23 protein-coding genes and 1 other RNA gene are annotated in these 26,534 nt (G+C 48.1%); 12 read left to right on the top strand and 12 right to left on the bottom strand.

The genetic code is table 11. The features are described 5' to 3' along the window. Positions 1–312: 312 nt before the first annotated feature. From V7D78_RS09160 to V7D78_RS09150, 3 genes are read right to left on the bottom strand one after another with little or no spacing between them, the layout of a single operon-like run. Positions 313–1,821 (bottom strand): cryptochrome/deoxyribodipyrimidine photo-lyase family protein, encoded by a 1,509-nt coding sequence (locus tag V7D78_RS09160; RefSeq protein ID WP_333608145.1) that lies wholly within the window; start codon positions 1,819–1,821, stop codon positions 313–315. Then, a complete protein-coding gene (locus V7D78_RS09155; protein ID WP_333608144.1) occupies positions 1,818–3,212 on the bottom strand; it encodes a DASH family cryptochrome in 1,395 nt (464 codons plus the stop codon). The genes V7D78_RS09160 and V7D78_RS09155 overlap by 4 nt, the downstream gene beginning before the upstream one ends. After that, complete coding sequence (locus V7D78_RS09150) at positions 3,209–4,741, bottom strand: cryptochrome/photolyase family protein (RefSeq protein ID WP_333608143.1); 1,533 nt, start codon at positions 4,739–4,741, stop codon at positions 3,209–3,211. The genes V7D78_RS09155 and V7D78_RS09150 overlap by 4 nt, the downstream gene beginning before the upstream one ends. A gap of 140 nt (positions 4,742–4,881) precedes the next feature. Here V7D78_RS09150 and V7D78_RS09145 point away from each other — a divergent pair, with 140 nt between their 5' ends. Next, positions 4,882–5,547: a ZrgA family zinc uptake protein gene (locus V7D78_RS09145; RefSeq protein WP_333608142.1), complete on the top strand. Its 666-nt coding sequence runs from the start codon at positions 4,882–4,884 to the stop codon at positions 5,545–5,547. Positions 5,548–5,617: 70 nt separating this feature from the next. Here the strand turns inward: V7D78_RS09145 and V7D78_RS09140 are convergent, their stop codons facing one another. Next, entirely contained in the window at positions 5,618–6,163 is a 546-nt protein-coding gene (locus V7D78_RS09140; protein ID WP_333608141.1) for a DUF3299 domain-containing protein, read from the bottom strand. 76 nt (positions 6,164–6,239) lie between these two features. Between V7D78_RS09140 and V7D78_RS09135 the strand changes: the two genes are divergently transcribed. From V7D78_RS09135 to V7D78_RS09125, 3 genes are read left to right on the top strand one after another with little or no spacing between them, the layout of a single operon-like run. Further along, positions 6,240–6,932: an ABC transporter ATP-binding protein gene (locus tag V7D78_RS09135; protein WP_333608140.1), complete on the top strand. Its 693-nt coding sequence runs from the start codon at positions 6,240–6,242 to the stop codon at positions 6,930–6,932. Beyond that, a complete protein-coding gene (locus V7D78_RS09130; RefSeq protein ID WP_333608139.1) occupies positions 6,926–8,182 on the top strand; it encodes an ABC transporter permease in 1,257 nt (418 codons plus the stop codon). The genes V7D78_RS09135 and V7D78_RS09130 overlap by 7 nt, the downstream gene beginning before the upstream one ends. 6 nt (positions 8,183–8,188) lie before the next feature. After that, a complete protein-coding gene (locus V7D78_RS09125) occupies positions 8,189–8,692 on the top strand; it encodes a DUF1543 domain-containing protein (RefSeq protein WP_333608138.1) in 504 nt (167 codons plus the stop codon). On the opposite strand, the gene V7D78_RS09120 is transcribed toward V7D78_RS09125, so the two are convergent. Together V7D78_RS09120 and V7D78_RS09115 are read right to left on the bottom strand one after the other, a co-directional pair. Then, positions 8,654–9,643 carry a metal-dependent hydrolase gene (locus V7D78_RS09120; protein ID WP_333608137.1) on the bottom strand — a complete coding sequence of 330 codons (990 nt, stop codon included), beginning with the start codon at positions 9,641–9,643 and terminating at the stop codon, positions 8,654–8,656. The genes V7D78_RS09125 and V7D78_RS09120 overlap by 39 nt on opposite strands. A gap of 110 nt (positions 9,644–9,753) precedes the next feature. Then, positions 9,754–10,566, bottom strand: a complete 813-nt coding sequence (locus tag V7D78_RS09115) for a PEP-CTERM/exosortase system-associated acyltransferase (RefSeq protein ID WP_333608136.1) — start codon at positions 10,564–10,566, stop codon at positions 9,754–9,756. A 358-nt stretch (positions 10,567–10,924) separates the two neighbouring features. Here V7D78_RS09115 and V7D78_RS09110 point away from each other — a divergent pair, with 358 nt between their 5' ends. After that, the gene (locus V7D78_RS09110) at positions 10,925–11,860 is read left to right on the top strand and encodes a chemotaxis protein CheV (protein WP_333608135.1); all 936 of its coding nucleotides are present in this window, start codon (positions 10,925–10,927) and stop codon (positions 11,858–11,860) included. A gap of 54 nt (positions 11,861–11,914) precedes the next feature. On the opposite strand, the gene ssrA is transcribed toward V7D78_RS09110, so the two are convergent. Next, positions 11,915–12,275, bottom strand: a transfer-messenger RNA (tmRNA) gene (ssrA, locus tag V7D78_RS09105). A gap of 180 nt (positions 12,276–12,455) precedes the next feature. Then, the gene (smpB, locus tag V7D78_RS09100; protein WP_333608134.1) at positions 12,456–12,938 is read right to left on the bottom strand and encodes an SsrA-binding protein SmpB; all 483 of its coding nucleotides are present in this window, start codon (positions 12,936–12,938) and stop codon (positions 12,456–12,458) included. A gap of 109 nt (positions 12,939–13,047) precedes the next feature. On the opposite strand from smpB, the gene V7D78_RS09095 reads away from it, so the two are divergent. Together V7D78_RS09095 and V7D78_RS09090 are read left to right on the top strand one after the other, a co-directional pair. Then, positions 13,048–13,494 carry a type II toxin-antitoxin system RatA family toxin gene (locus V7D78_RS09095; protein ID WP_333608133.1) on the top strand — a complete coding sequence of 149 codons (447 nt, stop codon included), beginning with the start codon at positions 13,048–13,050 and terminating at the stop codon, positions 13,492–13,494. After that, the gene (locus tag V7D78_RS09090) at positions 13,494–13,826 is read left to right on the top strand and encodes an RnfH family protein (RefSeq protein WP_333608132.1); all 333 of its coding nucleotides are present in this window, start codon (positions 13,494–13,496) and stop codon (positions 13,824–13,826) included. The genes V7D78_RS09095 and V7D78_RS09090 overlap by 1 nt, the downstream gene beginning before the upstream one ends. A 43-nt stretch (positions 13,827–13,869) precedes the next feature. Here the strand turns inward: V7D78_RS09090 and V7D78_RS09085 are convergent, their stop codons facing one another. The 3 genes from V7D78_RS09085 to nadK form a co-directional block, all read right to left on the bottom strand. Then, a complete protein-coding gene (locus V7D78_RS09085; RefSeq protein WP_333608131.1) occupies positions 13,870–14,202 on the bottom strand; it encodes an outer membrane protein assembly factor BamE in 333 nt (110 codons plus the stop codon). Between the two features lie 85 nt (positions 14,203–14,287). Beyond that, positions 14,288–15,961, bottom strand: a complete 1,674-nt coding sequence (gene recN, locus V7D78_RS09080; protein ID WP_333608130.1) for a DNA repair protein RecN — start codon at positions 15,959–15,961, stop codon at positions 14,288–14,290. A gap of 71 nt (positions 15,962–16,032) precedes the next feature. Next, a complete protein-coding gene (gene nadK, locus V7D78_RS09075; RefSeq protein ID WP_333608129.1) occupies positions 16,033–16,914 on the bottom strand; it encodes an NAD(+) kinase in 882 nt (293 codons plus the stop codon). Positions 16,915–17,034: 120 nt separating this feature from the next. Between nadK and hrcA the strand changes: the two genes are divergently transcribed. The 5 genes from hrcA (at position 17,035) to V7D78_RS09050 (ending at position 24,024) form a co-directional block, all read left to right on the top strand. After that, positions 17,035–18,090 (top strand): heat-inducible transcriptional repressor HrcA, encoded by a 1,056-nt coding sequence (hrcA, locus tag V7D78_RS09070; protein ID WP_333608128.1) that lies wholly within the window; start codon positions 17,035–17,037, stop codon positions 18,088–18,090. A 30-nt stretch (positions 18,091–18,120) separates the two neighbouring features. Continuing rightward, the gene (gene grpE, locus V7D78_RS09065; protein ID WP_333608127.1) at positions 18,121–18,714 is read left to right on the top strand and encodes a nucleotide exchange factor GrpE; all 594 of its coding nucleotides are present in this window, start codon (positions 18,121–18,123) and stop codon (positions 18,712–18,714) included. 144 nt (positions 18,715–18,858) lie between these two features. Then, positions 18,859–21,606 carry an FAD-binding and (Fe-S)-binding domain-containing protein gene (locus V7D78_RS09060; protein ID WP_442886520.1) on the top strand — a complete coding sequence of 916 codons (2,748 nt, stop codon included), beginning with the start codon at positions 18,859–18,861 and terminating at the stop codon, positions 21,604–21,606. A gap of 121 nt (positions 21,607–21,727) precedes the next feature. Then, positions 21,728–22,543, top strand: a complete 816-nt coding sequence (locus tag V7D78_RS09055; RefSeq protein ID WP_333608125.1) for an alpha/beta fold hydrolase — start codon at positions 21,728–21,730, stop codon at positions 22,541–22,543. Then, the gene (locus V7D78_RS09050) at positions 22,537–24,024 is read left to right on the top strand and encodes a sensor histidine kinase (protein WP_333608124.1); all 1,488 of its coding nucleotides are present in this window, start codon (positions 22,537–22,539) and stop codon (positions 24,022–24,024) included. The genes V7D78_RS09055 and V7D78_RS09050 overlap by 7 nt, the downstream gene beginning before the upstream one ends. A gap of 148 nt (positions 24,025–24,172) precedes the next feature. On the opposite strand, the gene V7D78_RS09045 is transcribed toward V7D78_RS09050, so the two are convergent. Beyond that, the coding region (locus tag V7D78_RS09045) for a response regulator (RefSeq protein WP_333608123.1) at positions 24,173–26,534 on the bottom strand (2,362 nt) is incomplete at its 5' end.

The following is a 26,534-nucleotide window of genomic DNA, read 5'->3' as shown; positions in this document are numbered from 1 at the left end:
CCTTCTATTTGACTACAGTTTTTTAAATTTAGTGCTTGAGTACTTATTTTTTATCTACTGACACCCATGCATTGACCAGGTTGAAAGCATAAAATAAGCCACTATTAATTTTTTTCTAATATGATAATGATTTTATTTGAGAAATTTATCTTTTCGAGCGATGTATAGTCGATGGCATAAAGCCTGATTGTAAACAAGATTGACAGCTTAGCCTGTGTTGCTGCAACTTAATGGAGAATTAAACCAAGAAAAAGGAGATGGCTGTCGATGATGAACCCGCTAAAAATGTGATAGCAGCAATGACGCTAAGGCTTAAGTAGACCAGTCGAATTGCAGCTGATGTGTGCTCTGTTGTTGATTTTTTTGGGGCCTTTTGCGACTGGCATGCCGTTTCACAATCTGCTGTTGTTGTTGCTGCCAATGCTGGCGGTCATGTTGCTTAAACCACACTGTCATTAAGTTTCTGGCCTGCTTTTGTGCCTGAATTAGATCCACTATAGGTGCGGGATAATCCACATCAATAATACAGCCCAGTTGTTGTTGTTGCGCCTTTGGCATCAGCCAGGGGCTGTGTAGCCAACTGTTAGGGAGTTGTCTGAGCTCTGGCAGCCATTGACGGATAAACTGGCCGTCGGCATCTTTTAACTGACTTTGCTTTATCGGGTTATACATGCGGTTAGGATTAATACCTGTAGTGCCGGCCTGCATTTGTATTTGTGGATAATGAATACCGGGTTCGTAGTCGATAAAGCATTGCGCCAAATGCAGTGCGACAGGCCGCCAGTGTAACCATAAATGATAACAGGCAAAGGCTACCAACATAGCTCTGCCTCGAAAGTGTAACCAGCCAGTGGCAATTAAGCAGCGCATAGCGGCATCTATCAGTGGATAACCGGTATGACCATGACGCCATGCCTCAAAATAAGCCGGGTTAAAAAACGGCTCGCGCATACCATCGAAGCCCGGATGTAAATTGCTAAACTCCAGAGCAGGCTGGTCTTCGAGTTTTTGCATAAAGTGGCAGTGCCAGCGTAAGCGGCTGAAAAAGGCCTGTAAGCTTTGCTGGTGATAAAGGCTGGTGGTGTGTTTTTGTGCCAGGTAAGCCTGTTGCTGTAACTGACGCAAGCTTACCAGACCATAACTGATAAAAGGGCTTAAACGTGAGCAGCTGTTAGCTGCTTTAGCCGCATAAGAAATATCCTTACGGTAACGCTGACTTCGGTGCTGCCAAAAACTGTTCAGCGTTAGGCTTAGGTTGTCTGCTTGCTGCATGCTGCTGCAGCGGGCTAAATCGACGGCGCTGCGGCTGGGACCGCTATAGCTGGGAGGCATAGCAATAAAGGGCAATTGGCTGATAGTGGCAGCACAGGGTTGTCTTAACCAGGCATCGGCTTGCTTAAACCACAGATCTCGCTGGGGCAAAGGTCTGAATACGGCAAATTGCCGGTATTGATGCCAGGGTATCTGTAATTCTTTTAGTAACCTTGCTACGGCAACATCCCGCTGATAAGTCCATAAATTGCCGGTTTCTTCATGGCTGTATACCGCTTTTACCTGAAATTGCTGACACAGCTGGCGCAGCACTCCGGTAGCCGGGCCTTTGATAATAAACAGTGGCTGTCCCAGCGCACCGAGTTGTTGTTGTAATACCTTAAGACTGCTTTCAATAAAGGCCCAGTGACGCATGGAGGTGTCAGGTTGTTGCCAGTAATCAGGCTCTATGATGTACAGTGGTAATACCGGTCCTTGCCTGGCCGCTTCAAATAACGGCTGATGATCCTGCACCCGAAAATCGCGCTTAAACCACAACAGTTGTATCATCTTGGCGGCACTTTTGCTGCTTTATGCCAGTTTAACTCCTTAAGCCAGGCTTGCCATTGCTCGGGTATAACAACACCATTTGCTGGCAGATGGATGAGGGCGCCTTCGGCGCTGAGTTCAGGTAACATGCTGCGCACAAACTGGCCTTGTGCATCGTATTGCATGGCTTGTTTTAGCAGGTTAAAGGGTCTGGGCATGCTATTGCCATAACCCGCAATATAGGCCCAGTTACCCCAGTTGCTGGCCACGTCATAATCCAGCAGACGTTGCTCAAAGTAGGCGGCACCCAGACGCCAGTCGATCGCAAGATCATGGATGAGATAGCTGGCGACATTTTGCCGGCCACGATTGCTCATTAAGCCGGTTTGATTTAACAAGCGCATATTGGCATCAACAAAAGGCATACCCGTGTTGCCCGCACACCAGTGATCAAACCGCTGTTGCTGTCTGGCACTAAGCCTGGGAGGGCTAAAGTCGGCCGGCCCTTTGATGCCATTTTTGCTAAACCAGCGATGTTGATATTTTCTCATTTGCCAGCGGAAAAATTCACGCCAGAGCAGTTCAAACTTAAGCCAGTAGGTGGAGTCATTGGCCTGTACTTGCTGCTCAAAATCACTGATCTGTTGCCAGCAGTATCTGACCGATAAGCTGCCTGCAGCCAGGCTAGCCGAAAAAAAACTGGCATAATCACTGCCGGCTAGCTGATTACGGCTGTCTTTGTAATGCAGGATGTGTTGCTCCTGCCAGATAAAGTGCTTAAGGCGTTTTAATGCGTCTGCTTCAGTAATGGCTATTTTGTATGCACAGCTCCCTGCCATCGCTGGCAATGGCGTGAAGTGTTGATTGAGTGTCTGGGCCTGCTCAGGACTAAACCAGGGGTTTGTGCTATGGGGCAAACTCCAGCCCGCTATGGGCGTGCAAACCTTAAGCTCTGGCTCTAATCTTTTGCGAAAGGCGGTAAATTGATCTGGAAAACTGTGCAAATCTGGCGCCAGTGCCGCAGCGCCTAACAGGCTATTGCAGTCGAGTAAGTTGATGCTGATGTGCTGCTTAAGTTGTTGCAGACATTGATACTCATCCGGCGCGGTAGGCTCTGCCGCAACCAGCTCAGTGGCGTGGGTGAGCCTGATAAGTTTAACTAACTCGGTGTGGCTATCACCAAATAAGGTAACTAAACCAATACCCTGTGTGGTTAAAGCCAGTTGCAATTGGCTAATCAGCCTCAGTTGTTGCTCGAATCGTTGCAGGTTAGCCCTGGCCAGTCCATATTGCCGGCCATAATAAGCGGACTTGTTTAAACACACGACTGCCAGTTTAGGTAGCGGATCTGCTTTTAACAGTGGGTTATCATGCAACCTTAAGCTGTCATTAAGTAATACCAGGCGGATCATAACTGCTCCAGCTGTTGCAGTACTGTCGCCGCTTGCTGGCGCAGTGCTTGCTGTTGTTCCGGGGTTTTGTTGTACCAATTCTTATAGGCCAGTTGCATACGGGCATTACCCGATAGCTGCTGCTGATTCCGTGCTAAAAAATCCCAGTACAATGCATTAAAGGGGCAGGCTTTTGCTCCTGCGGTCTCTTTTACATTGTAATGACAGTTTTTGCAGTAATTACTCATGCGATTAATATAAGCGCCACTGGCAGCGTATGGCTTGGATGCCAGCAAGCCATCATCGGCAAACAGCGCCATGCCCAAAGTATTGGGTAACTCAACCCATTCATAGGCATCGGCATACACGGCCAGATACCAGTCGGTAACCTGCGCTACATTAAGGCCTGCTAACAAGGCAAAGTTACCAGTAATCATCAGTCGTTGAATATGATGGGAGTAAGCATGTTCAATAGTGTGGCTGATGGCCTGTTGCATACAATTCATTTTAGTGCGCCCATGCCAGTAAAATGCTGGTAGCGGTGTAAGGGCACTAAAAGTGTTGCGGGTTTTATATTCAGGCATCATCAGCCAGTACAGACCACGAACATATTCGCGCCAGCCAATTATTTGCCGGATAAAACCTTCAGCGGCATTCAGGCTGACCTTACCTTCGCGCCAAGCCGATTCAACCTTCTGGCAAACCCAGCGTACATCAAGCAAGCCACAATTAAGGTACATAGAGCAAATACTGTGAAATAAAAAAGGCTGCTGTTGCAGCATCGCATCCTGATAGTCGCCAAACTGAGCCAGTTGTTTATCCACAAAATGCAAAAACGCCTGACGGGCTTGCTTGCCAGTTACCGCATAATGAAACTCCGCGCTATTACCCATATTGTCGGAAAAATGTTGGTCAACGATGCTGATAACCTGCCGGGTAATATCGTCGACTGTAAAATTAAGTGGCGGTATTTGCTGGATATCAGGTGGACAAGCTTTGCGGTTATCTTTATCAAAGTTCCACTGGCCACCGACAGGTTGTTGTTGTTCGTCTAATAATAAGCCAGTGTAGCGACGCATTTCGCGGTAAAAAAACTCCATGCGCAGTTGTTTGCGACCATCGGCCCATTGTGCAAACATGGCTTTGCTGCATAAAAAACGATCATCATCTAGTACTGAAACAGGTAAATTAAAACGTTCCGACCAGCTGTCGATTTCTTGTTGCAGCCGGTACTCACCACATTCTGTGATCAATAATTCTTTACATTGCTGATGTTGCGACAGGCAGAGTTTAACGGCATCACTAAGGCTTGAAAGCTCTGCATGCTCAGCATAGTGGTAGTAGCAAACGCTGAAGCCCTGCTGACGCAGCACCGCCGCAAAATGGCGCATAGCACTGAAGATAAGCACTAATTTATGTTTATGGTGTTGTACATAACGGGCTTCCCCCGGAACTTCTGCCAGCATAATGACATCAGTGGGCAGTGCCTGACGTAAAGATGCCAGTGCTGGGCTGAGCTGATCGCCTAAAATAACAATTAATCTGGACATGCAACAGGCCGTATAGAATTCATGCTGACAATACGCCAAAGGCAGCTGTTTTAGATCAGCCAGAGATTTAGGTTGCCGTCTTTGCAGCGGTGGCAGTTATCAGTATGATAGCGCTAAGATAATGATTGAAGGACAGTGCAATGAACAAATTACTACCACCTTGTATATTGTTAGCCGCCATGGCTTTGCCTATGCAATTAGCGGTGGCTCATGAACAGCACCAACCTGAGCGAGCTCATGGCCATCATCATGACAAAAAGCATGATCATACTGAGCATAAACACGCACATGCTGATAACCATGCTCAAGAGCATGCGCACGACCACGACCACAGCCATGATCACCATCATGATGATGAATTCACTCAGTTGGGTACGCATGTGCATGGTGAAGCCATGTTAACTGTGGTGCTCGAAGGTAATGAGTTGCAACTGGCTTTGCAATCGGCAGCCTATAATATTGTCGGTTTTGAACATGCGCCGCAAAACAGTGAACAACAACAAGAAATTGCAGTGGCTCTGGAACTTCTGGCGCAAGGCGCCTGGTTTGAGTTAAGCCGAGAAGCCGTCTGTGAGGTGCAATCATCAGATGCCACTACCGATTTAACAAATGCTGGCTTTAGTGGTCATGGTGATTTTTATGCTAATTTTCAGCTGCTGTGCCAGCGCCCGGCGCGGTTAAATCAGCTACAGCTCAGTTTATTTAACTGGGTGCCGTCACTGCAGAAAATTCAGGTGCAGTGGGTAATTAACGATCGGCAGGGCGCAGCAACGGCAACGCTTGCTACTCATCAGGTCAATTTTTAATTACAGCATGACAAAAAAATGCCGGCATAAGCCGGCATTTTTGCTGGTAAACCTTGTTTAGAGGAATCGCTTACCAGGTATACTCAGTGACGGAGTCTGCTTTAATAGTGTAAGCCGCGTGCGCTAAATCATGCGTCATGGTATCAGTGGTCAGAGTTCCGGTGATCCAAAACGGTGAGTAAATCATGTCAGCACGCAAGTTGCTGGCGCCACTTACATAGATAATTTGATTTGGCGGCGGTGGCGGCACATGGATACAGGCGCCAAAATAAGGTACCAAAAAGAAACTGGTCACATTTTGCTGGGCATCAAATTCCAGTGGCACAATAAAGCCGGGGATCCGCACCTTGGTATTATTAAATTCTTCGCGCACCCGTGCCGATGTTAATATCTGCTGCCAGGCCTGAGCTGCCGGATCATCAGCATTATAGTTATCATCAAACGGCGATGGCTGACTGTAATCGTGCTGCACTTCTGGCATTGACTGCAGCATTTTTAAGTCTTCTTCTGGCATTAAGTCTGTCCATTCAATGGTTTTCGGCTCTTGAGCGCTGGCAGCAACGCTGATGCATGCGGCCAATACCATAGAAAAAGCAATAGATAACGGTTTGAACATTGGAGCTTAGCCTCTTTATTTTGCATAATAAGCCAACTTAGCGAGTCGCTATCATAGCATGAGCCAGAGGATACCTGTGACCACCAAGCCGAAAATTCCTGCCATTGAGCTCAAACAACTGTTGTTTTATTACCAGGCTGGCAGCTGGCAGTTGTCTGTCCCTTCTTTAACGTTAGCATCGGGACAACATCTTTTTATTCGTGGCGCCTCCGGTAGTGGTAAAACCACGTTGTTAAATTTGCTGGCGGGCATCACTAAACCCGTGGCCGGAGAAATCTGGCTCAATGGCACTGCTTTGCATACGCTCAGCGCCGGTAAGCGCGATCAACTCAGAGCCTCACAAGTCGGTGTGGTTTTTCAGCAGCTAAATTTAATTAGCTATTTATCTGTACTGGATAATGTGTTGCTCAGCAGCCATTTTGCCGGCCAGGCGACTGTTGATGCCAGGCTGAGGGCAGAGGCACTGCTAACCCGGCTGGGATTAGCGAAAGCATTATGGCAAGCGAGTGCCAGCCAGCTAAGTGTAGGGCAGCAACAACGGGTGGCTATTGCCCGGGCGTTATTACCGCAACCAGCTATCTTAATAGCCGACGAGCCTACTTCAGCACTGGATAGTGATAATCGTGATGCTTTTATGCAGGTGATGCTGTCTGAAGCAGATCGTTGCCACACCACCGTCATTTTCGTTAGCCACGATAGTGCGCTGCAAGGCTATTTTAAGCAGAAATTGGATATGCAGCAGTTGGCCGAGGGAGTAAAACCATGTTAATTAAACTGGCCAGACTGAGTTTGTGGAACCGGCGTGGTACGGTATTGCTGACGTTACTATCGCTGACCATTAGTATTAGTTTGTTACTGGGCATAGAGCATTTAAGAAAAGAAGCGCGCAACAGTTTTACCAATACCGTGAGTGGCACAGACTTAATTGTCGGCGCCCGTTCTGGTCAGCTAAATTTATTACTCTATTCTGTATTCAGATTAGGAAATGCTACTGCGAATGTCAGTTATGAAACTTATGAACGTATCCAGCGTCATCCACAAATTGCCTGGACAATCCCGTTGTCACTGGGTGATTCCCATAGTGGTTACCGGGTGCTTGGAACCAACGACAATTATTTTAAATACTATCGCTACGCCAATCAGCAAGCATTACAATTTAGTCAGGGTGAAGCATTTGCTGGCGTGTACGAGACAGTGTTGGGAGCAGAGGTGGCCAAGCGTTTGAACTATCAGCTTGGTCAGCAAATAACCTTATCGCATGGCATTGGAGCCGTCAGTTTTACTGAGCACAGAGATCACCCTTTTACCATTACCGGTATTTTAGCCGCGACCGGTACACCGGTTGATCAAACGGTACATGTTTCGCTGGAAGGCATTGAAGCCATTCATCTGGGCTGGCAGCAAGGTGCGCCTCAGCCTGGCCGTCAGGTGTCAGCAGAGCAGGCATTACAGATGGAGCTTAAGCCCAAGGCCATCACCGCTTTTATGGTGGGGTTAAACTCACGGATGGCTACTTTTACCGTGCAGCGGCAAATTAATGAGTTCAGGAATGAGCCATTAACGGCTATTTTACCCGGCGTGGCGCTGGCAGAGTTGTGGCAAATGCTCAGTATGGTAGAGAACCTGTTGCTGGTCATTACCTTACTGGTGCTGGCGGCCGGTTTAGTTGGCATGACCACTACCTTACTGGCGTCCATGAAAGAGCGGCAGCGCGAAATGGCCATTTTAAGGGCGGCAGGGGCACATCCCTGGTACCTGCTGTTATTAATTCAGCTGGAAGTAGTGATGCTAACGCTAGTTGCTATGCTCGCAGCAGCAGCGTTATTAGTGGGCTCTTTGTATTTTTTACAAGACAGGCTGGCCAGCAGCTATGGATTGTTTATCAGTATTAACCCCTTTGATCTCAGTACTGTATATTGGGCGGCAGCCATTTTAATGGCAGCCATTGTGCTGGCGATGATACCCGCATACAGTGCTTATCAGCGGGCATTAAATGATGGCCTGAGTATCAGGCTGTAACGAGGTATGATGAAACTTTTTATGGTTTACCTTGGTGGCACTGCCCCTGGTGCTAACATTGAATTGCACGATATACGTTTTGTAGTGGGCGCGGACATCGAAGCCACCTTTGAGCAATTGCGACAGCAATGGTTCGGCGATATTAAGGGCCTGCATCTGGACAGTTACCTGCAATTGACGGATGTCGATGGCTATAAAATTGAACTGGTCAATGAGCCAGTCGTCGCTGATAAGCAGCTGTATTTTATTAACTTTGGTGGTTATTTCCCGGATAAACTGGCTGAGCAACATGAGGTAATGGTGTGTGTGGCAGGGTCAGCTGCTGAAGCAAAAGCCCGCGCCAAAGCGCAGTTGCTAACGCAATGCCACAGCCCGCATAAAGATGATTTATTGCAGGTCGATGAGTGTTTATTGATGTCTCAGCTGGGGGCCTATTTTATTAAACTCACCCCTGGTGGCAGCCATCAACCCTTAGTGCCTGACTGGTTCGGTTACCGGGTTATTGGTTAGGCGCTGCCATACCCAGCTTAAGGTATCTGCAAACTGATAGTCGGCGGGTACCGCGCTGGCTGGTATCTGCATATCGGGGTCTATAACAAAACTAAATGCGTAATTGCCTTGTAACCCCATTCTTAAATCTGACAAGATCAGCTGCTGATCCTGCTTCACTAAGCTGAAAAAACCATGGCTGAATCTTGCCAGTGTTTGTACTTCCGGGTGCTGGCGGTATTTAAGCAACAGGCTGTGATCTAACGCCACAGTGTTAAATTCAACCTTTTGCGAATTGTCTGTGAAACTATAAAAACCTTCAAGATAGCCATCAGGTGTCATCACAACAACTCGCCACAGTATGGTATTAAGCGGTGTTGGTTGCACCAGCACTTGCTGATGCGGCACGCCGGTAAGTTGCTGGTTAGCTAATTGCGTCACGTGATGCTGTGCTACCACAGTCCACATCAGATAAGCACTGGATAAGCCCAAACCGCACCAGCTGGCAGCCAGCCATTGTCGAGGTTTGAAACAGGCCCAGCCTATACCTATCAGTAACGGCAGGGTATAGAGCGGGTCAATGATAAAGATGCTGGCAATTCCAAAAGGGTAATTGCTAAAGGGCAGCAGCAATTGGGTGCCATATACCGTCATGGTATCGAGCAGCGGGTGGGTTATCAGCACCAGCGATACAGCCAGCCACCAGTGTTTAAACAGCTTAAATTCACCATGAATACGGCAGATGAGTGCGGCCAAAAAGGGTGAGAAAAGGGATAGATAGAACAGCGCATGGGTTTCGCCACGATGATAAACCATATTACTTAAGGCATCACCGTAATCAACAAACACATCTAAATCAGGTAAAGTCCCTGCTACTGCACCCCACAATGCGGCCTTGCGCACTGTGCTGTGTTTACCAACTACCGCTATAGCAACAGCAGAGCCAAGCGCAATTTGCGTTAAAGAATCCATAACACCACTACTTTAATACCGTCTACTAGAACTGCAAATAGCACCTGATTAATCAATCAGATAACTTTAAAAACGTGCACAGCAATACTCACTTTCTGGCTTGGCTATGATTACGCATTAAACTGCACAGTATTACCATCCTTTAATTGTGCGATCAATAATTCCTTAAGTTGCAAGTAATCGTCATTCAAATTGAAACAGACAGTACGCATATCCAGATAGTAGGGTGCTCGTTGGCCATTAAGTTCAATGGGTTCGCCAATCTGGATAAAATGAAAACCAATCCGGTACAACACTCTGGCCAGTGCCGGTTCAATGGTGACAAATGCGTGATAACGGCCACTTTTCACACTTAATATCATGGCGATCAGATATAGACTGATGGCGATGTAACGGTAATATTGATTACCGTTACGGTTGTCTACTGCATCCAGTTGCGGCAAATCTTTGGCTGCAGGCTGGTTTTTTAAGCGTCGCCGGAATTGCTCTGGCACTGCCAGACGAGAAATTTCACAAATCTGATTACGGGGAAAATGCGAAGGTGTCAGACTATTACTGGTGTATCGCCCCGCAAAATAGTGCTCAACCGGTAACTGATCAACGTTTTGCTCGCAGGTGATCAGGCGAACAGTACCAGCGTAACGATCAGAGCTGCGGTGTGATAAATAGCAGTGAAGCGAACGCTCATCATAATGATCGCATTCAAGGCGGTCAGGTTTACAGGCCTCGTAAGCCAGCTCTTCACAATACACTTGATGCCGTAGCTGATAAATAGCCGTTTTTTGAGGTGAACTCGTGGCTAACTCTGCCTGAAAATACTGGGTAAATTGCGCTAAACCCTGATTATTATTTTCTAAAAAGCGTTCTGACGCGGAAGCGTAAGCATCAGTCAACTGCACAGTGGCAAGTTCTGATTGATTCATGATAACCCCAAAGTAAAAGGCAGATGTCGTTATTTCTGGCTGTACTGCCATAATAAACAATCTAAAAAACAATCCCTGGAAGTATTAATGGCACTTCAGTGTGCGCGCAGACGGAAATAATATGCAGCTGAAATGTGACACCGTCAAATCAGAAACGAATGTTTTTTTATCAATTATTGAAATATTGTGCTATGTACTTGATTTTACATTTGTAAATTTTTCACTTTATTAGCAGTTTAACATCGGATTTCTGCGGTTTCTGAGCAAATTTGCAAATTAATGTCCGGTTGGTAGGCTTGCTGCTATCAGCCTGCTACACTGATCCATAAGCTTTTATCTGGATCCTATTGGAGTCACTATGAGTAATTTGATGGCGTCTGTTAACCAGCGCACCAACATTGTTGGGCAAAACAGGCTGGAGCTTTTGATATTCCGTTTAAACAGTCCTCAGCCTTACGGCATTAATGTGTTCAAAGTACGCGAGGTACTGCAATGTCCTGAGCTAACGGAGATCCCTGGCGCCAATAAGCATGTGCGTGGTGTAGCCCATTTACGGGGGGTACCCATCACCGTTATTGACTTGAGTCAGGCGACTGGTGGTAAGCCTATTCAGGATATTGATAAAGGCTTTGTGTTGGTAACGGAGTACAACAGAACTACTCAGGGGTTTTTAGTAGGCGGTGTCGATCGTATCGTTAATATTAACTGGGAGCAGATATCACCGCCGCCCAAGGGCGCGGGTCGTAGTCACTACCTTACAGCTGTTACCATGGTAGATGATAAGCTAGTGCAAATTATCGATGTAGAAAAAGTCTTTGCCGAGATCTCCCCACCTGACGAAGAAGTCAGTGAGTCCGTTAAGCAGCAAGCTGCAGAAGTTGATTTAAGCAGCCTGACTGTCCTGGTAGCAGATGACTCCGCTGTGGCACGAAATCAGGTAAAACGGGCGCTCAGCTCAGTAGGTATCAATATTACCCTGGTCAATGATGGTAAAGAAGCCTTGGATTGGCTGGAAGCGAAGTCGCGCGAGCTGGGCGGTGATATTTCACAACAAGTGCCGCTGCTTATCTCTGATATTGAAATGCCAGAAATGGATGGCTATACCCTGACCGCCGCTGTCAAAGCCGACCCTCATTTAAAAAATATGCATGTGGTGCTGCACTCATCGTTAAGCGGTGTCTTTAATGAAGCCATGGTAAAAAAAGTCGGCGCCGATCAGTTTATTGCTAAGTTTCACCCGGATGAGCTGGCCTCAGCTGTCAAAAAATGGATGACCATAGACACCAAACTGTAAAACCTAGCTTGTATCAAAACAAAAAGGCCACCTTGCGGTGGCCTTTTTGTTAAGTGGTGGAGCTGGGGGGAGTTGAACCCCCGTCCGAAAAACCTACATCTTCGGTACTACATGCTTAGCACATTCATTTAGTTAACCCTATGAGCGCCGAATGGCAGGCTATCGTCGGGCGAGCCTGATTGGTTTTAACGTGTTGTCTCCAGGCGAAGACGCGACGCGATCCTATTAGGGGTGATCTTCCAGAGTCTCAGCTTATAGGCATGCGTGAGGGGAAGAGCTATCTACTGCCTATTAAGCAGCGATTGCGTAGTTTTCGTCGTTTGCGACTAGTTTTTTGCGGTTTTTTTACGAGGCCTACCGCACCTCGGCATGCACCTAGGAGTTCGTGAATCCCGTCGAATCCAGTATCAGCCCCGAATTCTTGGTGTTACACATACACTCTCAGTGTGTGGTCATTGTACGCTGGCATCTTGTATATCACAAGGGTTGTCTGCGCCATGGCCGCTTCTATCGCTGATATGGCAAACTATAGCAGCGACACTTACTGTTAGATGGGGTTAAGCCGTAACAGTTTCAAGTATTACGGCAAAAAAGCTTAACGTTTACTGTGTTTCATCATCCGTGATTTTTCGCGAGACCAGTCCCGATCTTTAATGTCATCACGTTTATCGTGCAGTTTTTTACCCTTAGCCAGGTGGAACTCTACTTTTACCCAGCAGGCTTTCCAATACATGGCAGTGGCGATAAGGGTATAACCATCACGCTCTTTTAAGCCGATAAGCTTCATTAGTTCGCGTTTGTTCAGCAGCAGTTTACGGCTGCGGTCTGGGTCACAGACAACATGGCTGGAGGCACTTTTTAACGCTTGAATTTGTGCGCCAAACAGATAGGCTTCGCCATCTTTTAAGATCACGTAGGCATCTGACAGGTTCACTTTGCCTTCACGAATACTTTTGACTTCCCAGCCTTGTAAGCTTATGCCTGCTTCAAATCGATCTTCAAGAAAATATTCATGCCGGGCTTTTTTATTCAGCGCTATAGTGCTGTTCTGATTTTTACTAGGTTGTTTTTTGCTCATAATTCGCTATTTTGACTAAGGCTCTTCTCTTGTTGCCAGCAAATCATGCCGACCTTGTTGCTCCGCGTTATTCTGTTACAATCGGCAGCGAAATTTAATGGGAGTGAGTATGCCACAAATTGAGCGCAGTGCCTTGGTTTTTTACAGCGCGCAACAAATGTTTGAGCTGGTGAATAAGGTACCGGCTTACCCAGAATTTTTACCAGGCTGCAGTGCGGCCAGCATTGTCAGCCAGACTGAACAAGATATGGTCGCGACGCTGCAGGTTTCCAAAGCCGGTATCAGCCATGCATTTACTACCCGCAATACCATGTATCCTTATCAACGCATTGACATGCAACTGGTCGACGGCCCATTTAAGCAATTGCAGGGTGGTTGGCAGTTTCAGGCATTGGGCGATAATGCCTGTAAAGTGATCTTAAAATTAGACTTTGAATTTTCAAACCGCATTATTCAATTTGCCTTTGGTAAAATTTTTGCTGAATTGGCCGCTGCTATGGTCAATGCTTTTACCGAGCGCGCCAAGCAAGTTTACGGACATCCACAGAGGGAATGATGGCTGAGCAGATAACCATAGAAGTCGTTTATGCCTTACCGGCCAAGCAAAGCCTGTTAACAATAGCGGTAGCGCCTGACGCGACAGTGCAGCAAGCGATAGAGCAATCAGGTATTTTGCAGTTGTACCCGGAAATTAATCTGGAGGAGCAAAAAGTGGGCATTTGGAGCCGGCCGGTAAAGTTAACGGAGCAGGTTAAGGCCACTGACCGCATTGAAATTTACCGTTCATTAATTGCTGATCCCAAAGATTTACGCCGGCGTCGTGCTGAAAAAGCCAAAGAAGAAGGCCGGGCCGATAAAGTGACCGGGGGTAGGGTATTTGAGAAATAAAAAAGCCTGCATTAAGCAGGCTTTTTAATGGCGATAAAGGGCGTTAAATATCCAGCGGGGTATTAAAGTCGGCGTGCGGCTCAAAATCACCGGTTAACTGCTGTAGGCGGCCATCGACAAAGGTCAGCACCAGCTGTTTTTCAAAGTTATTGCCACGGCCACCTTTTAAAGAATAAAAGTAATGCCAGACATCGTTGTCAAAGGGGTTAGCCGCGACCGGGCTTCCCAGTACAAAAACCACCTGCTCTTTGCTCATTTGCACGCGAAGTTTGTCTATGTCTTTTTGTTCCAGAAAGTTACCTTGCGGTATGTCAATCCGGTAAATCCAGCTGCTACAGGCGCTAAGGCTGCTGATCGCCAGCATCAGAGCCAACATTTTTACTACTGCTTTCATATTTGCCATCAACTTAAAAATAATGTGGCTATCATACCCTATGATAGCCGTGCTGAAAAATCTTCTTTCAGACTGTGCCGGCACATAAAAGTTCGCGAGCATTCGCTAAGGCGCTGGCACTGATATTTTCACCCGCTAATAAGCGGGCAATTTCACTGATCCTTTGCTCATCCGTTAAGCAACGCATTCTGGTTTCTGTGGCCTGGCCATCAGTATATTTTTCAACAAAAAGTTGCTGATGCCCCTGACTGGCTACTTGTGGCAGGTGAGTGACACAGATAATTTGCGTGTGCTCACCCAGTTGCCGCAGCATTTTGCCAACGCCGGCGGCAACAGGGCCACTGATCCCGACATCGACTTCATCAAATATCAAAGTAGGGGTAGTAATTTTATCGGCCAAGATCACCTGAATAGCTAAGCTGATACGTGACAGTTCGCCGCCAGAGGCCACTTTGTGCAGCGCTTGCAATGGTTGGCCCGGGTTGGTCGAGACATCAAAACTGATACTATCCAGGCCTGTGGCACTGGCCTGGGCAATGGTGACTGGCATCACCACAATGTGAAACTCAGCATTGGCCATACTCAGCTCGTGCAAGCTGTGGCTGATTAATTGACTGAGCTGGCTGGCTGCCAGCTGGCGTTGTTGGCTAAGCTTAGAGGCGCTTTGCTCATACTGCTTTACTGCAGCACTAATGTCATCGTTTAACTGCGCTAAACGCTGCTCGCAGCCGGTAAGCTCAGATAATTGCTGTGACAACTGTTGGTGCAGCTCGGGTAATTGCTCAAAACCAACCTGATGTTTACGGCTTAAATTCAGCCATTGCGCTAAACGCTCATCTAGCTGTTGCAGCCGCTCGGGGTCAAGTTCTACTTTATCGGCATAGCGGCGCAGCTCGCGGCTGGCTTCTTCGGTTTGTACTACGGCATCACTAAGCATCTGTTGAACTGGGGTCAGGCCCGGGTCCAGTGCCACCAGTTGCTCTAGTTGTTGCGTGACCTGACTTAGCGCCTGATAAATGGTTTGCTGTTCGTCATCATATAATTGCTGCAAGCACTGCTGACTTTGGCTGAGCAAGGTGTGGCCATGGCTTAAGCGGCTATGCTCGGTTTCCAGATCAGCGTATTCATCCGCTTGCGGCGCAAAGCTATCCAGCTCTGCTACCTGATATTCCAACAACTGGCGCTGGGCATCACGCTGCTGCTGTGATTGCTGCAAGCTGGCATATTCCTGCTGCAGCTGCTGCCACTGCTTAAAGTCTTGCTTAACCTGCGCTAACAGCGGTTGATGGTTAGCAAAGGCATCGAGCAGCTGCCGTTGATACTCGGCTTTTAATAATTGCTGATGGGCATGTTGGCCATGAATACTCAGTAAATGCTGGCCTAACAGTTTTAACTGCTGCGCCGGCACCTGCACGCCATTAATATAACCGCGGGAGCGGCCTTCGCTGCTGACGACGCGGCGCACTATACATTCGTGCCCCATGGCTAAATCTTGCTGCGCCAGCCACTGTTGCGCCCCTGTCAATTTGCTGATATCAAAGCTGGCTACGATGTCGGCTTTATCTGCACCGGGCCGCACCACAGTGGCATCTGCCCGCTCACCTAAGCACAGTGACAGCGCATCAATCGCGATAGATTTACCGGCACCGGTTTCGCCGGTAATGGTCGACATGCCTGCTGCCCAGTCGATTTCAAGCGCCCGGACTATGGCAAAATTACTGATATGCAGATGACACAACATAGAGCCGCCTTAAGCTGTTTATAATTACAGTGTAAATTTATACAGTAATCGTGCAAATGGCAAGCTGTCGTTTAATAAAGTTTGCTACCCCAGCCCAGTTTATTTCGCAATACATGGTAATAACTGTAACCTGGTGGATGTACCAGTCTTAGTGGCGTAGGGTGTTTGCGTATATAGATATCATCACCGGGCATTACGGCCAGTATCACATGGCTATCACAACTTATTTGCAGGTGCGCATCGTTGGTTTCTGCCACTTTCAGGCGAATTTCACTGTTACCTGATACCACCAGTGGCCGACTACTCAGGGTATGCGGGAACATTGGTACCAGACTCATGGCATCCAGATCGGGTGTTAAGATGGGGCCGCCGCCCGATAAAGAATAAGCGGTCGAGCCGGTGGGCGTACTGATAATCAGGCCATCTGAACGTTGGCTGTAAACAAACTCGTCATTAATGTAAGCCTCAAATTCAATCATATGGGCCACTTTATCGGCATGCAATACCGCTTCATTTACCGCACTGTTACTGCTTTTAATGCTGCCATGCCGATGAACTGCAATCTCCAGTAAATGTCGTTTTTCAGTGACAAAGTTACCGGCTAACACTTCGGCTAAAGGTTGCTGAAAGTTTTCCGGCGACAAGTCCGTTAAAAAACCGAGATTACCGCGATTGACACCTAACACCGCCACATCAAAGCGGGCCAGTACCCGGGCGGCGCCCAGCATATTGCCATCGCCGCCGACCACGATAGCTAAATCGCAGCTTTTACCCAGGGTGACTAAATCTTTGATATCCGGGTTATCCAGTGGCAGGCCCTGCGCGACGCGCTCTTCAACGCAGACAGACAGCCCTTGTTGTTGCAAAAAGTGATAAAGGCTGACTAGCGTCTGGTTGGCACCGGCATGCTGCGGTTTGCCAATTAAACCTATGTTAGTAAAAGCATGAGGCATAGTGGGTTCCTGCTTGGGTATTGCGCCAGTATAGCGACAGCCTGCACACAGAGCCAGTCAAGCTGCCCTAATGTTTTATGCTTTGGATTCACTTGATATTTTTTGGACAGCCCCCACCTCTTGACTAAGTTGATAATAGAAATGGTTGTTGCGGTGGCGTTAAGCAGAGCAGAGCTGATTTTAAAACTGATTGTAGAGCAGTATCTGCTGGATGGCTTGCCGGTATCCTCGAAGTTAATTGCTGAGCATCAGGCATTGGATGTCAGTTCGGCAACAGTGCGTAATACCATGGTGCAACTAGAGCAGCAAGGGTATATCCGCTCGCCGCATACCTCGGCCGGCCGAATACCCACCACCACCGGCATCAGACTTTTTATAGATAAAATGCTGCAGTTGCAGCCGTTAACGGCACGCTGGACGGCTGAGATACAGCAAAAACTGGTGCCGCAATTACCGGTGTCGTTACTTTGCCAGCAAGCCGGCCAGCTACTCACTAACCTGACCGGTTGCGTGGCTATTGTCAGTGCGCCCAAAGCCAGTGGCCGTGAAGTGCGGCAGATTGACCTGGTAAGATTAGCCAGCGATCGCTTGTTGCTGGTGGTGATTGATGAAGATGGCGATATTTTGCATCGGGTGCTGAGCCTGCCGCAGGGTATCGATAATGCCAGCTTAGGCAAGGTGTTGTGTTTGTTAAATGCGGCATTGTCCGGCGGCCAGTATCAGGATGGTATTGCCCGCTTAGTGCAATTGCTCAGAAGCGAGCAGGGCGTGTGTCAGCTGTTGTTGGAAAAAGTATTAGGGCAATTAAGCCTGGATGAGTTTCAGCAGCATCAGCCGCTGGTGTTTGGACAGCATCAGTTGTTGCTCAGCCCCGAATACCAACGTAATCCGGCGTTACAGCAAGTGGTGCAGATGTTGGAGCAGCCGGCAGGCTTAATTCAGTTATTGCAAAGCGTGACTCAGGATGATCAACCTAAATTAATTTTGGGAAAAGAATCCGGTTTTATCGAGTTAGCCCAATTAAGTGTCATTACCCAGCGCTATCAGGCGTTACCACACCGCTTTATCGCACTGTTGGGCCCAAGGCGAATGAATTACGCCCGATTAATCCCATTAGTGGAATCCTGCGCCCGGCAGTTAAATTTAAACTTGAATCGGCAGATTCAATCCCCATAATAAGCCTACTGAATTTGGAGTAGTGTGAATATGACTGAGCAACATAAGCCTTCTGAGCAAACTGAATCGCTGGATCCGCAACACGCAGCAGACCAGGCGGCAACTAACCCTGAGCATCCTGACGTGGAATTGTCGTCTGAGCAGGATATTATTACCAAACTGGAAACTGAACTGGCACAAGCGCAAGCCAAAATGGCTGAGCAGCAAGACTTAATGCTGCGTATAAAAGCCGATGCAGATAATGCCCGTCGTCGTGCCAGTCAGGATGTAGAAAAGGCCCATAAATTTGCACTGGAAAAATTTGCCGGTGACTTGTTACCGGTAGTCGATAATCTGGAGCGGGCGCTGGCCTTTATAAATCGTGAAGATGAAGCCTTTACCGGTATTATTGAGGGCGTAGAGCTGACCATGAAAAGCTTCCTTGATACCGTTGCCAAATATGGCGTGCAGCAAATTGACCCGCAAGGCCAGCCGTTTAACCCTGAGCAGCATCAGGCGATGACTATTCAGCCTTCAGCAGATGTGGCTCCCAATACCGTGACCTTTGTCATGCAAAAAGGCTATGAGTTAAATGGTCGTTTATTGCGCCCGGCCATGGTGGGTGTGTCTAAAGCGCCTGAGTAAGCTTTTTGCGGCAAAAAGAACCGGCTTTATCGCCGGTTTTTTTATTCTGTTTTTAGCACAAAGCGGTTATGCCTTTAGGGTCAGGGCATAGCCAAATCATTCAAAACCTGTTACTAAATAGCACAACTGTTTTTTTGATGAATGATGACCGTGGCATTACCTGTTGCTTTTCAAAACGCCGCTAAACAGCTTATTCCCAATGAGCGCTATTTTGACGATGCCATCTCTACCCTGGCCTATGGTACTGATGCCAGTTTTTACCGGTTGCTACCCAAATTAGTGCTGCGGGTAGAATCTGAGGCGGAAGTGGTGGCGCTGCTAAAACTGGCGAATCAGTATAAAGTCGCCATTACCTTTAGAGCCGCTGGCACCAGCTTATCAGGTCAGGCGGTAACCGATTCTGTATTGCTGGTGCTGGGCGAAAACTGGCAGCAGCGCGAGGTGCGTGGTCTGGGTGAGCAAATTCGTTTGCAGCCCGGCGTGATTGGTGTTGCCGCTAACAGTGTGCTGACTAAATTTCAGCGTAAAATCGGCCCGGATCCGGCATCGATTAACAGCTGCAAAATTGGCGGCATAGTGGCCAACAATGCCAGCGGTATGTGCTGTGGTACCGCCCACAATAGCTTTAATACTTTAGCCGCCATGCGTCTTGTGCTCTATGATGGCACTGTACTGGATACCGAAGATAGCGCCAGTGTCGCGGCCTTCAGGCTAAGCCATGCTGACTTGCTGGCTGAGTTGTCGTTATTAGCAGAGTACACCCGCGCCGACGACGCGCTGTGCGCCAAAATCCGTCATAAATACCGTTTAAAAAATACCACCGGTTTTTCACTGAATGCCTTAACTGAATTTACTGATCCTATCGATATTCTGACCCATTTAATGGTCGGCTCTGAGGGCTGTCTGGGCTTTATCAGCGCCATCACCTATAACACTGTGCCAGACTATCCACACCGGGCTACTGGCCTGCTGGTGTTTCCGTCGGTCGAGCATTGCTGTCAGGCAGTAACGGTATTAAAGCCGTTGCCGGTATCGGCGGTGGAGCTGTTGGATAGGCGCAGTTTACGCTCGGTTGAGCACAAAGCCGGCATGCCAGAGTGGGTAAAACAGCTATCAGACGACGCCTGTGCTTTGCTGATTGAAAGCACCGCAGTCTCCAGCCAGACCTTACAACAGCAACTCGCGGAGCTACGAGCGGTAGTACAAGGCTTTGCGCTGGAGCAACAGGTCGATTTCAGTACCGACCCTGCGGTGTATAACCAATTGTGGGCTATTCGCAAGGGAACTTTTCCGGCGGTGGGCGCGGTGCGGCAAACCGGCACTACGGTCATTATTGAAGATGTGACTTTTCCGCTGGCGCAACTGGCTGCCGGTGTAGCCCGGCTGCAGCAATTGTTTGCGAAATACAGCTATGACGAAGCCATTATTTTTGGTCACGCGCTGGAGGGCAATCTGCATTTTGTGTTTACCCAGGGCTTTGATGACCCGGCGCAAGTTAAGCGTTACGATAACTTTATGCAGGAGGTGGCACAGCTGGTGGCGGTAGAATTTGGCGGCTCGCTAAAAGCCGAGCATGGCACTGGCCGAAATATGGCGCCCTTTGTAGAGCTGGAGTGGGGAAGGGATGCCTACCAGCTGATGTGGCGCTTAAAAAAACTGCTCGACCCACAACATATTTTAAACCCCGATGTGGTGCTCAGTGATAACCCGCAACTGCATTTACAAAACCTTAAGTCACTACCGGCGACGAACCCATTAGTCGATAAATGCATTGAATGTGGCTTTTGCGAACCGGTCTGTCCGTCGCGAAAACTGACGCTGACGCCACGACAACGTATTGTTACCCAGCGAGAAATGTCACGGCTTAAGGCAACAGGTGAAGATGCCACCAGATTTAAGGCACTTAGCAAAGCCTATCATTATGCCGGCAATGATACCTGTGCTGCCTGTGGTATGTGCAGTACAGCCTGCCCGGTCGGTATTAATACCGGTGATTTGACAAGGGCGCTTAGAGCTGAACACAATCGGCGCTGGAAAGGTGTGGCGGCTGTTATGGCTCGCCATTTTGCCGGTGTCAGTGCCATGGCGCGTTTTGGCCTGAGAGTAGGACAGCGTTTGGCAAAGGTGATCCCCGGGTGGCACAGTGCTATGCCCACGGCTAACAGTGCTTCAGTAATACCAGCAGCTAGCACCCTGACGCCGGTTATCTATCTGGCCAGCTGCAGCAGCCGGGTGATGGCACCGCAGGCTAATAGTCAGGATAGCCGCAGTTTACAGCAAGTGAGTACCGACTTACTGGTCAAAGCAGGCTACAGATTGATTACGCCTGAGGGGCTGGATAATCAATGTTGCGGCATGCCGTTTCAGTCTAAAGGTCAGTTTGCGGCTGCGGCCACTAAACAACAGCAGCTTAACAACTGGTTGCTTGAGCATAGTGATAATGGCGCGCTGCCGGTATTCTCTGACAGCAGTCCCTGCAGTTTAACGCTGCGCGGCAAGCTCGACCCGCGGCTGCGCATCTACGATAGTATTGATTTTATCAGTGAGTTTGTGCTGCCAAAACTTGATATCACCCCGCTGCCACAGACGGTGGCACTGCATGTCAGCTGTAGCGCCACTTGTTCAGCGCAGGCGGCCAGCTTACAGCAGTTAGCGGCAGCCTGCGCTGAACAAGTGGCGCTGCCAGAGGGCATCAGTTGTTGCGGCTTTGCCGGTGATAAAGGCATTACGCTGCCCGAACTGAACGCTTCAGCCTTATCGGGATTGGCCGCTCAGGTTAGTCAGTGCTCACTGGGGGTATCCAGCAGCCGCACCTGCGAAATCGGTTTGTCGCGGCACAGTGGTATAGAGTATCAGCATATTGTGTATTTACTTGATAGGCAAAGTGATTAGGATGCTGGTGGTGTACTATTTATGTAAGTATATTAGGAAGAAATTATCATAGATCCTGCCACCCTTACCGCGATTAATATAACCCGGGCGGGTAACGTCAAACTCATTTGAGGACTGCTTTGTGGATATCTTAAAAAGAAATAATGTAAAGGTTTCGGGTGCTGAACATTTACCTGTCATGCTGTACGCACATGGTTTTGGTTGTAGTCAGTTGATGTGGGCTGATATTACGCCTGCCTTTGCCCATTGTAGCCAACAAGTGTTATTTGATTTTGTTGGCAGCGGTCAGTCCGATATCAGTCAATACAGTTTTTCACGTTACGCAAATTTAAGCGGCTATGCTCAGGATGTTTTGGATATTTGTGATGCGCTTGGGCTATCAAAAGATGTCATTTTTGTTGGGCACTCCGTTAGCTGCAGCATTGGCATTCTAGCCGCCAATCAACGGCCTGGCTTGTTTAAATCAATGATTTTACTTGGGCCATCACCCTGTTTTTTAAATATGCCGCCTGATTACCATGGCGGTTTTGAGCATGCCGATTTAGCCGGCCTTATTGATTTAATGGATCAAAATTATCTGGGGTGGGCTAATTATCTGGCACCTGTTGTAGCAGGTGCCGGAGCCGATCCGCAAATTACCGGGCAATTGTCGGATAGCTTTTGTTCTACGGACCCGGTAATGGCCAGACAATTCGCACAGGCGACCTTTTTTGCAGATAACAGAGCTGATTTTGCAAAACTCTCTGTGCCGGCTTTGATTTTGCAGCATAAAGAAGATGCTTTGGCATCAGTTGCCGTAGGGCAGTTTGTGCACCAGCAAATCAAAAACAGTGAATTGGTTGTGCTGGATGTGGCAGGCCATGCTGCGCATATGAGCCATCCGGCGCTGGTAATTCAGGCGATGCAACACTTTTTGCAGCAGGAACTTCTTTGCTGAACAACCTGGCTGAACTGGATGCGTTACCCTGCGCAGTAATAGTAACTGATACTGGTGGTGCTATTCTGTTTATTAATCAGTGGGCGCAAACTACGTTTGGTTTAACAGAGGCTGCACAGCCTGATAGGCTGGAACACTTACTCCCCCTTGCGGGGCAGATTTTTTTGCAAACACACATTTTGCCAATGCTGCGCAGCGAGGGCGAGGTAAAAGAGATATATCTGCAATTTAGCGGCCCAGAGTTAACCCGAATTCCAATGCTGCTGAATGCCATAAAAGGGATGTTTGGCGAGCTAGCCTGCTATCGCTGGGTGATGTTGCCGGCACAGCACCGTGCAGAGTTTGAACAACAGCTGCTAAAAAACCGGCAGCAAATGCAAGAGTTTGCCAGAGCTGCCGAGTCTGACCGGCAAATACTGCAAACGGTACTGGATGGCGTGAAAGATGTCGGTATTTTGGCGCTGTCAGCCGATGGCTGCATTGAGTTTGCTAACACCGGGGCAGAATTGCTTTTTCAGGCAACGACGCAGCAGTTGGTTAAAAGCCAGATAGAAAACTGGCTCAGCTTAGCTGAAGCAGAGCGGCAAATATTCGTCGCGTTCCCAGGCCAGAATCTTACCCAGCCTGATGCCGGGCATAGCGACTTTGAAACCTTGCTTAATCTAACAAACGGCCAGCAAATTGATGTCCAAGTGCAACTCAGACGTTTAGAACCCTACCAAACCTTAAATGCGCTAGGCTTTATTATGATCATCACTGATATTCAACAGCGTAAGCGTTATCAGGCGTTACAGAATAACTTTATTGCTAATATCAGCCATGAGCTCAGGACACCGCTGACATCGATTCTTGGCGCGCTTAAGCTGTTGAGCATAGACAAAAAATCAGATTTGACGATTCCAACCAGGAAGTTAGTTGATCTCACTTTAAAAAATGCTAACAGGTTGCATCAGTTAATTATAGATATTCTGGACTTTTCAAAACTGAACACAGGTAAGATGTCGGTTCAAATAACGTCGTTAGAGTTAGTCGCCTTACTTCAGCAAGCCGTGGATGAACAGTTGTACTACCTGCCGGCAAAACACATCCATATTAATTTTACGCCGCCGTCGCCAAACATCCAGGTTTTAACAGATGCCGGTCGTTTTTTACAGGTAATGTCTAATTTGTTAGCCAATGCTAAAAAGTTCTCACCGGCTAACACAACAATAACAGTATATGCCGAGATAGCTGATGACCTTGCCAAAGTAAGTATTGCCGACCAGGGGCCTGGTGTAGCTGAAGGTTTTCTGCCTCTACTGTTCAGCCAATTCAGTCAGCAAGACGACAGCGCAAGCAGAGCCGCTGAAGGTACGGGATTAGGCTTGGCAATATGTAAACAGTTAGTACAGGCGATGGGCGGCGAGATTGGATACCGGCAAAACGCTGATGGAGGCGCAACTTTTTGGTTTACAGCCCAGCTTGTGCGCGCAAAACACTAACGCGCTGCCTTGTGTAAAAAACTGTGCTCAAGAGCGTTTGGTATAGATATTCTGTATCTGCGCGCGTTTTCACATTTAATTTTGTGTTGGCCTTATTGCAAGACTGAGCATGCCAGGCAAAAAGATTTATAGCGATAGCAGGCTAAGCCTAGCCGGCCGCTGACCCAATCCGCTGCTGAATCACGGTAATCAGTTGCTCTGCGCTTAGCCTGGTTTTCATGAGCACCGCTTCAACCTTAGGGTAGTTATCATTACTAACATCTTCACCTGTTAGCACAATAATGGCGGCATTGGGCTGTTCAGCTTTAATAAAGGGCACTAAATCCCAACCTGAACCATCAGGCAGACCAATATCTAACAATACCGCACCATAGGTATGTTCGGTTAACAACTTGCGGGCACTGACTAGCGTTGGCGCATGATCAAGCGCCACCTGCTCACTTACCATAGCACTGATAACCGCATGTAAATCGATGTCATCTTCAACATGCAGAATTTTGGGGTAGCGCTGTTCAAATAACTGTCGCGCTACCAGCTTGACCAGTTGTTGGTGCGCTATCGGCTTTGCCAGCCACTCAATATTATGTGCTTCGCCATTAAATTCCAAACGACCCTGCTCCATTTTTGCCGACACCACCACCACCGGTATATTGGCTGTTTTGGCATCAGCCCGTAACTGCCGGATAATGTAGAGGCCACTGGTATCCGGTAGCATTAAATCTAGAGTGAGCAAATCATAGTGCTGCGTTGTTAATGCCTGTAGCGCATCGGCACCATTGTAGCGAATATCGGCTTGGTAACCAGCGTCCTCCAGCATAATTTGCAGTAAATGCGCCACATCAGCATCATCTTCTACTATCAGGATACGATAGGCATTGTCATGATTGGTCGCACTATTAGATGCTGGTGCAGGGCTCAGTGGTAAGTGGTCTTTTACCCGTGGCAGTACTATGTAAAAACGACTTCCTTTACCTAAGGCTGACTCAAAATCAATAGCGCCATGCATCTGTTCTAGCAGCTGCCGGCTTATGGCTAACCCCAGACCGGTGCCCCCTTGTTGCCGCGTATCGGAGCTGTTGGCCTGTGCAAATTTCTGGAAAATGCTTTTTTTAAAATCATCCGGGATCCCAGCCCCCTGATCTAGCACACTGATAGTCACCTGGTTTTCATCGGCGGTGGCGGCAAGCGTATCGGTGGCGCCATCCGGCGAAAACTTAATGGCATTTGACAGCAAGTTTGCCAGCACCTGCTTAAGCCGTTGCTCATCCACCCGCACCCAGGCATCAGTTTCGTTGCTTAGTTCAATATTAACGTTGCGCGCTGCGCCGTAGGCTTTGTTGTCTTCTGCCGCTTGCTCCAATAAGGTGCTAACGGCATGATTTTGCATATCGAAGTGCAATTTGCCAGCGGCAATTTTTTCGATATCCAGTAAATCGTTAATCAGCAGCGCCAGGCGTTTGCTATTGCGATAAGCGGTATCAAGTATTTTTTCAGCTTTTTCGGAAAGCGGCCCTAAACGCCCGCTCAACACCAAGCCCAAGGCACCGGATACCGAGGTAAGCGGCGTACGCAGCTCGTGGCTTACGGTGGAGATAAATTCATTTTTCATTTGCTCTATGCGTTTACGCTCAGTGATGTCTTGGGCAATGCCCAAAAAACCAGTGATCTTTTGCTGTTCATCACGGACAACCGTAACCGTTAACGCCACAGGGATATGCTGGCCTTGCTTATTAACGTAGTGCCACTCACGACTTTCTGCCCCCTGGCGCATAGGAACAGTAACAAATACATTAAAACCGGATATTTGCTCGCCAAGCTGCTCTGTTAGCTGCTGTGATCGTGCCTCCACCTCTTGCGGAAGGTGAAACAGTGCCGGCGTCGTCTTACCTACTAATTCGGCAGCATGATACCCTAACAAACGCTCCGCCCCACTGTTGAATAAGGTAATGGTGCCTTGCAAATCGGTGGCAATCAGTGCCATTTCCGACGCCGCGGAAAAAACATCGGTTAGCTGTTGCTCATAGTGTGTTTTGGCGTTTTGGTATTGTTGAAACATCTTATTTGCCAGATGTTGTGCCATTTCTTGCCGCCTGGTTAACAGTAGCATCATGATAAAAATAGCAAGGCTTATCCCCAGGCCCAGCAGGGGTAATAACCATTGACCCTGGCCGGCAAACTGCGCAGCGAAATTTTCCTGCGCAACCATCTTAACGGTCCAGTTGTTTCCATACTTAGTAATGGTGTGCTGGGTATCAAAAAGGTGAGTGTTTGTATCATCAATGGCTGAGGCGCTTTGGTACATCAACGCTTCCGGTTCGGCGTTAGCGCCATCAAAGATTTGAAAATCAACCCGCATTTGCTGAGTGTCAAAAATCCCGGTTATTAAATCATCCATCCGGTAAGGGCTGTAAACAAAGCCTTTAATGGCTTGCCAGCGCTGCTCAGCTGTGTCAAGTAGCTGAGGGATCCCCACAAAATTTCCATTTATACAATCAGCTATCAGCCTGTTT

The organism is Arsukibacterium sp. (assembly GCF_036735525.1).
GTDB lineage: Bacteria > Pseudomonadota > Gammaproteobacteria > Enterobacterales > Alteromonadaceae > Alishewanella.
The sequence above is the reverse complement of the archived record's forward strand: the minus strand, read 5'-3'. Positions and strand labels throughout refer to the sequence as shown.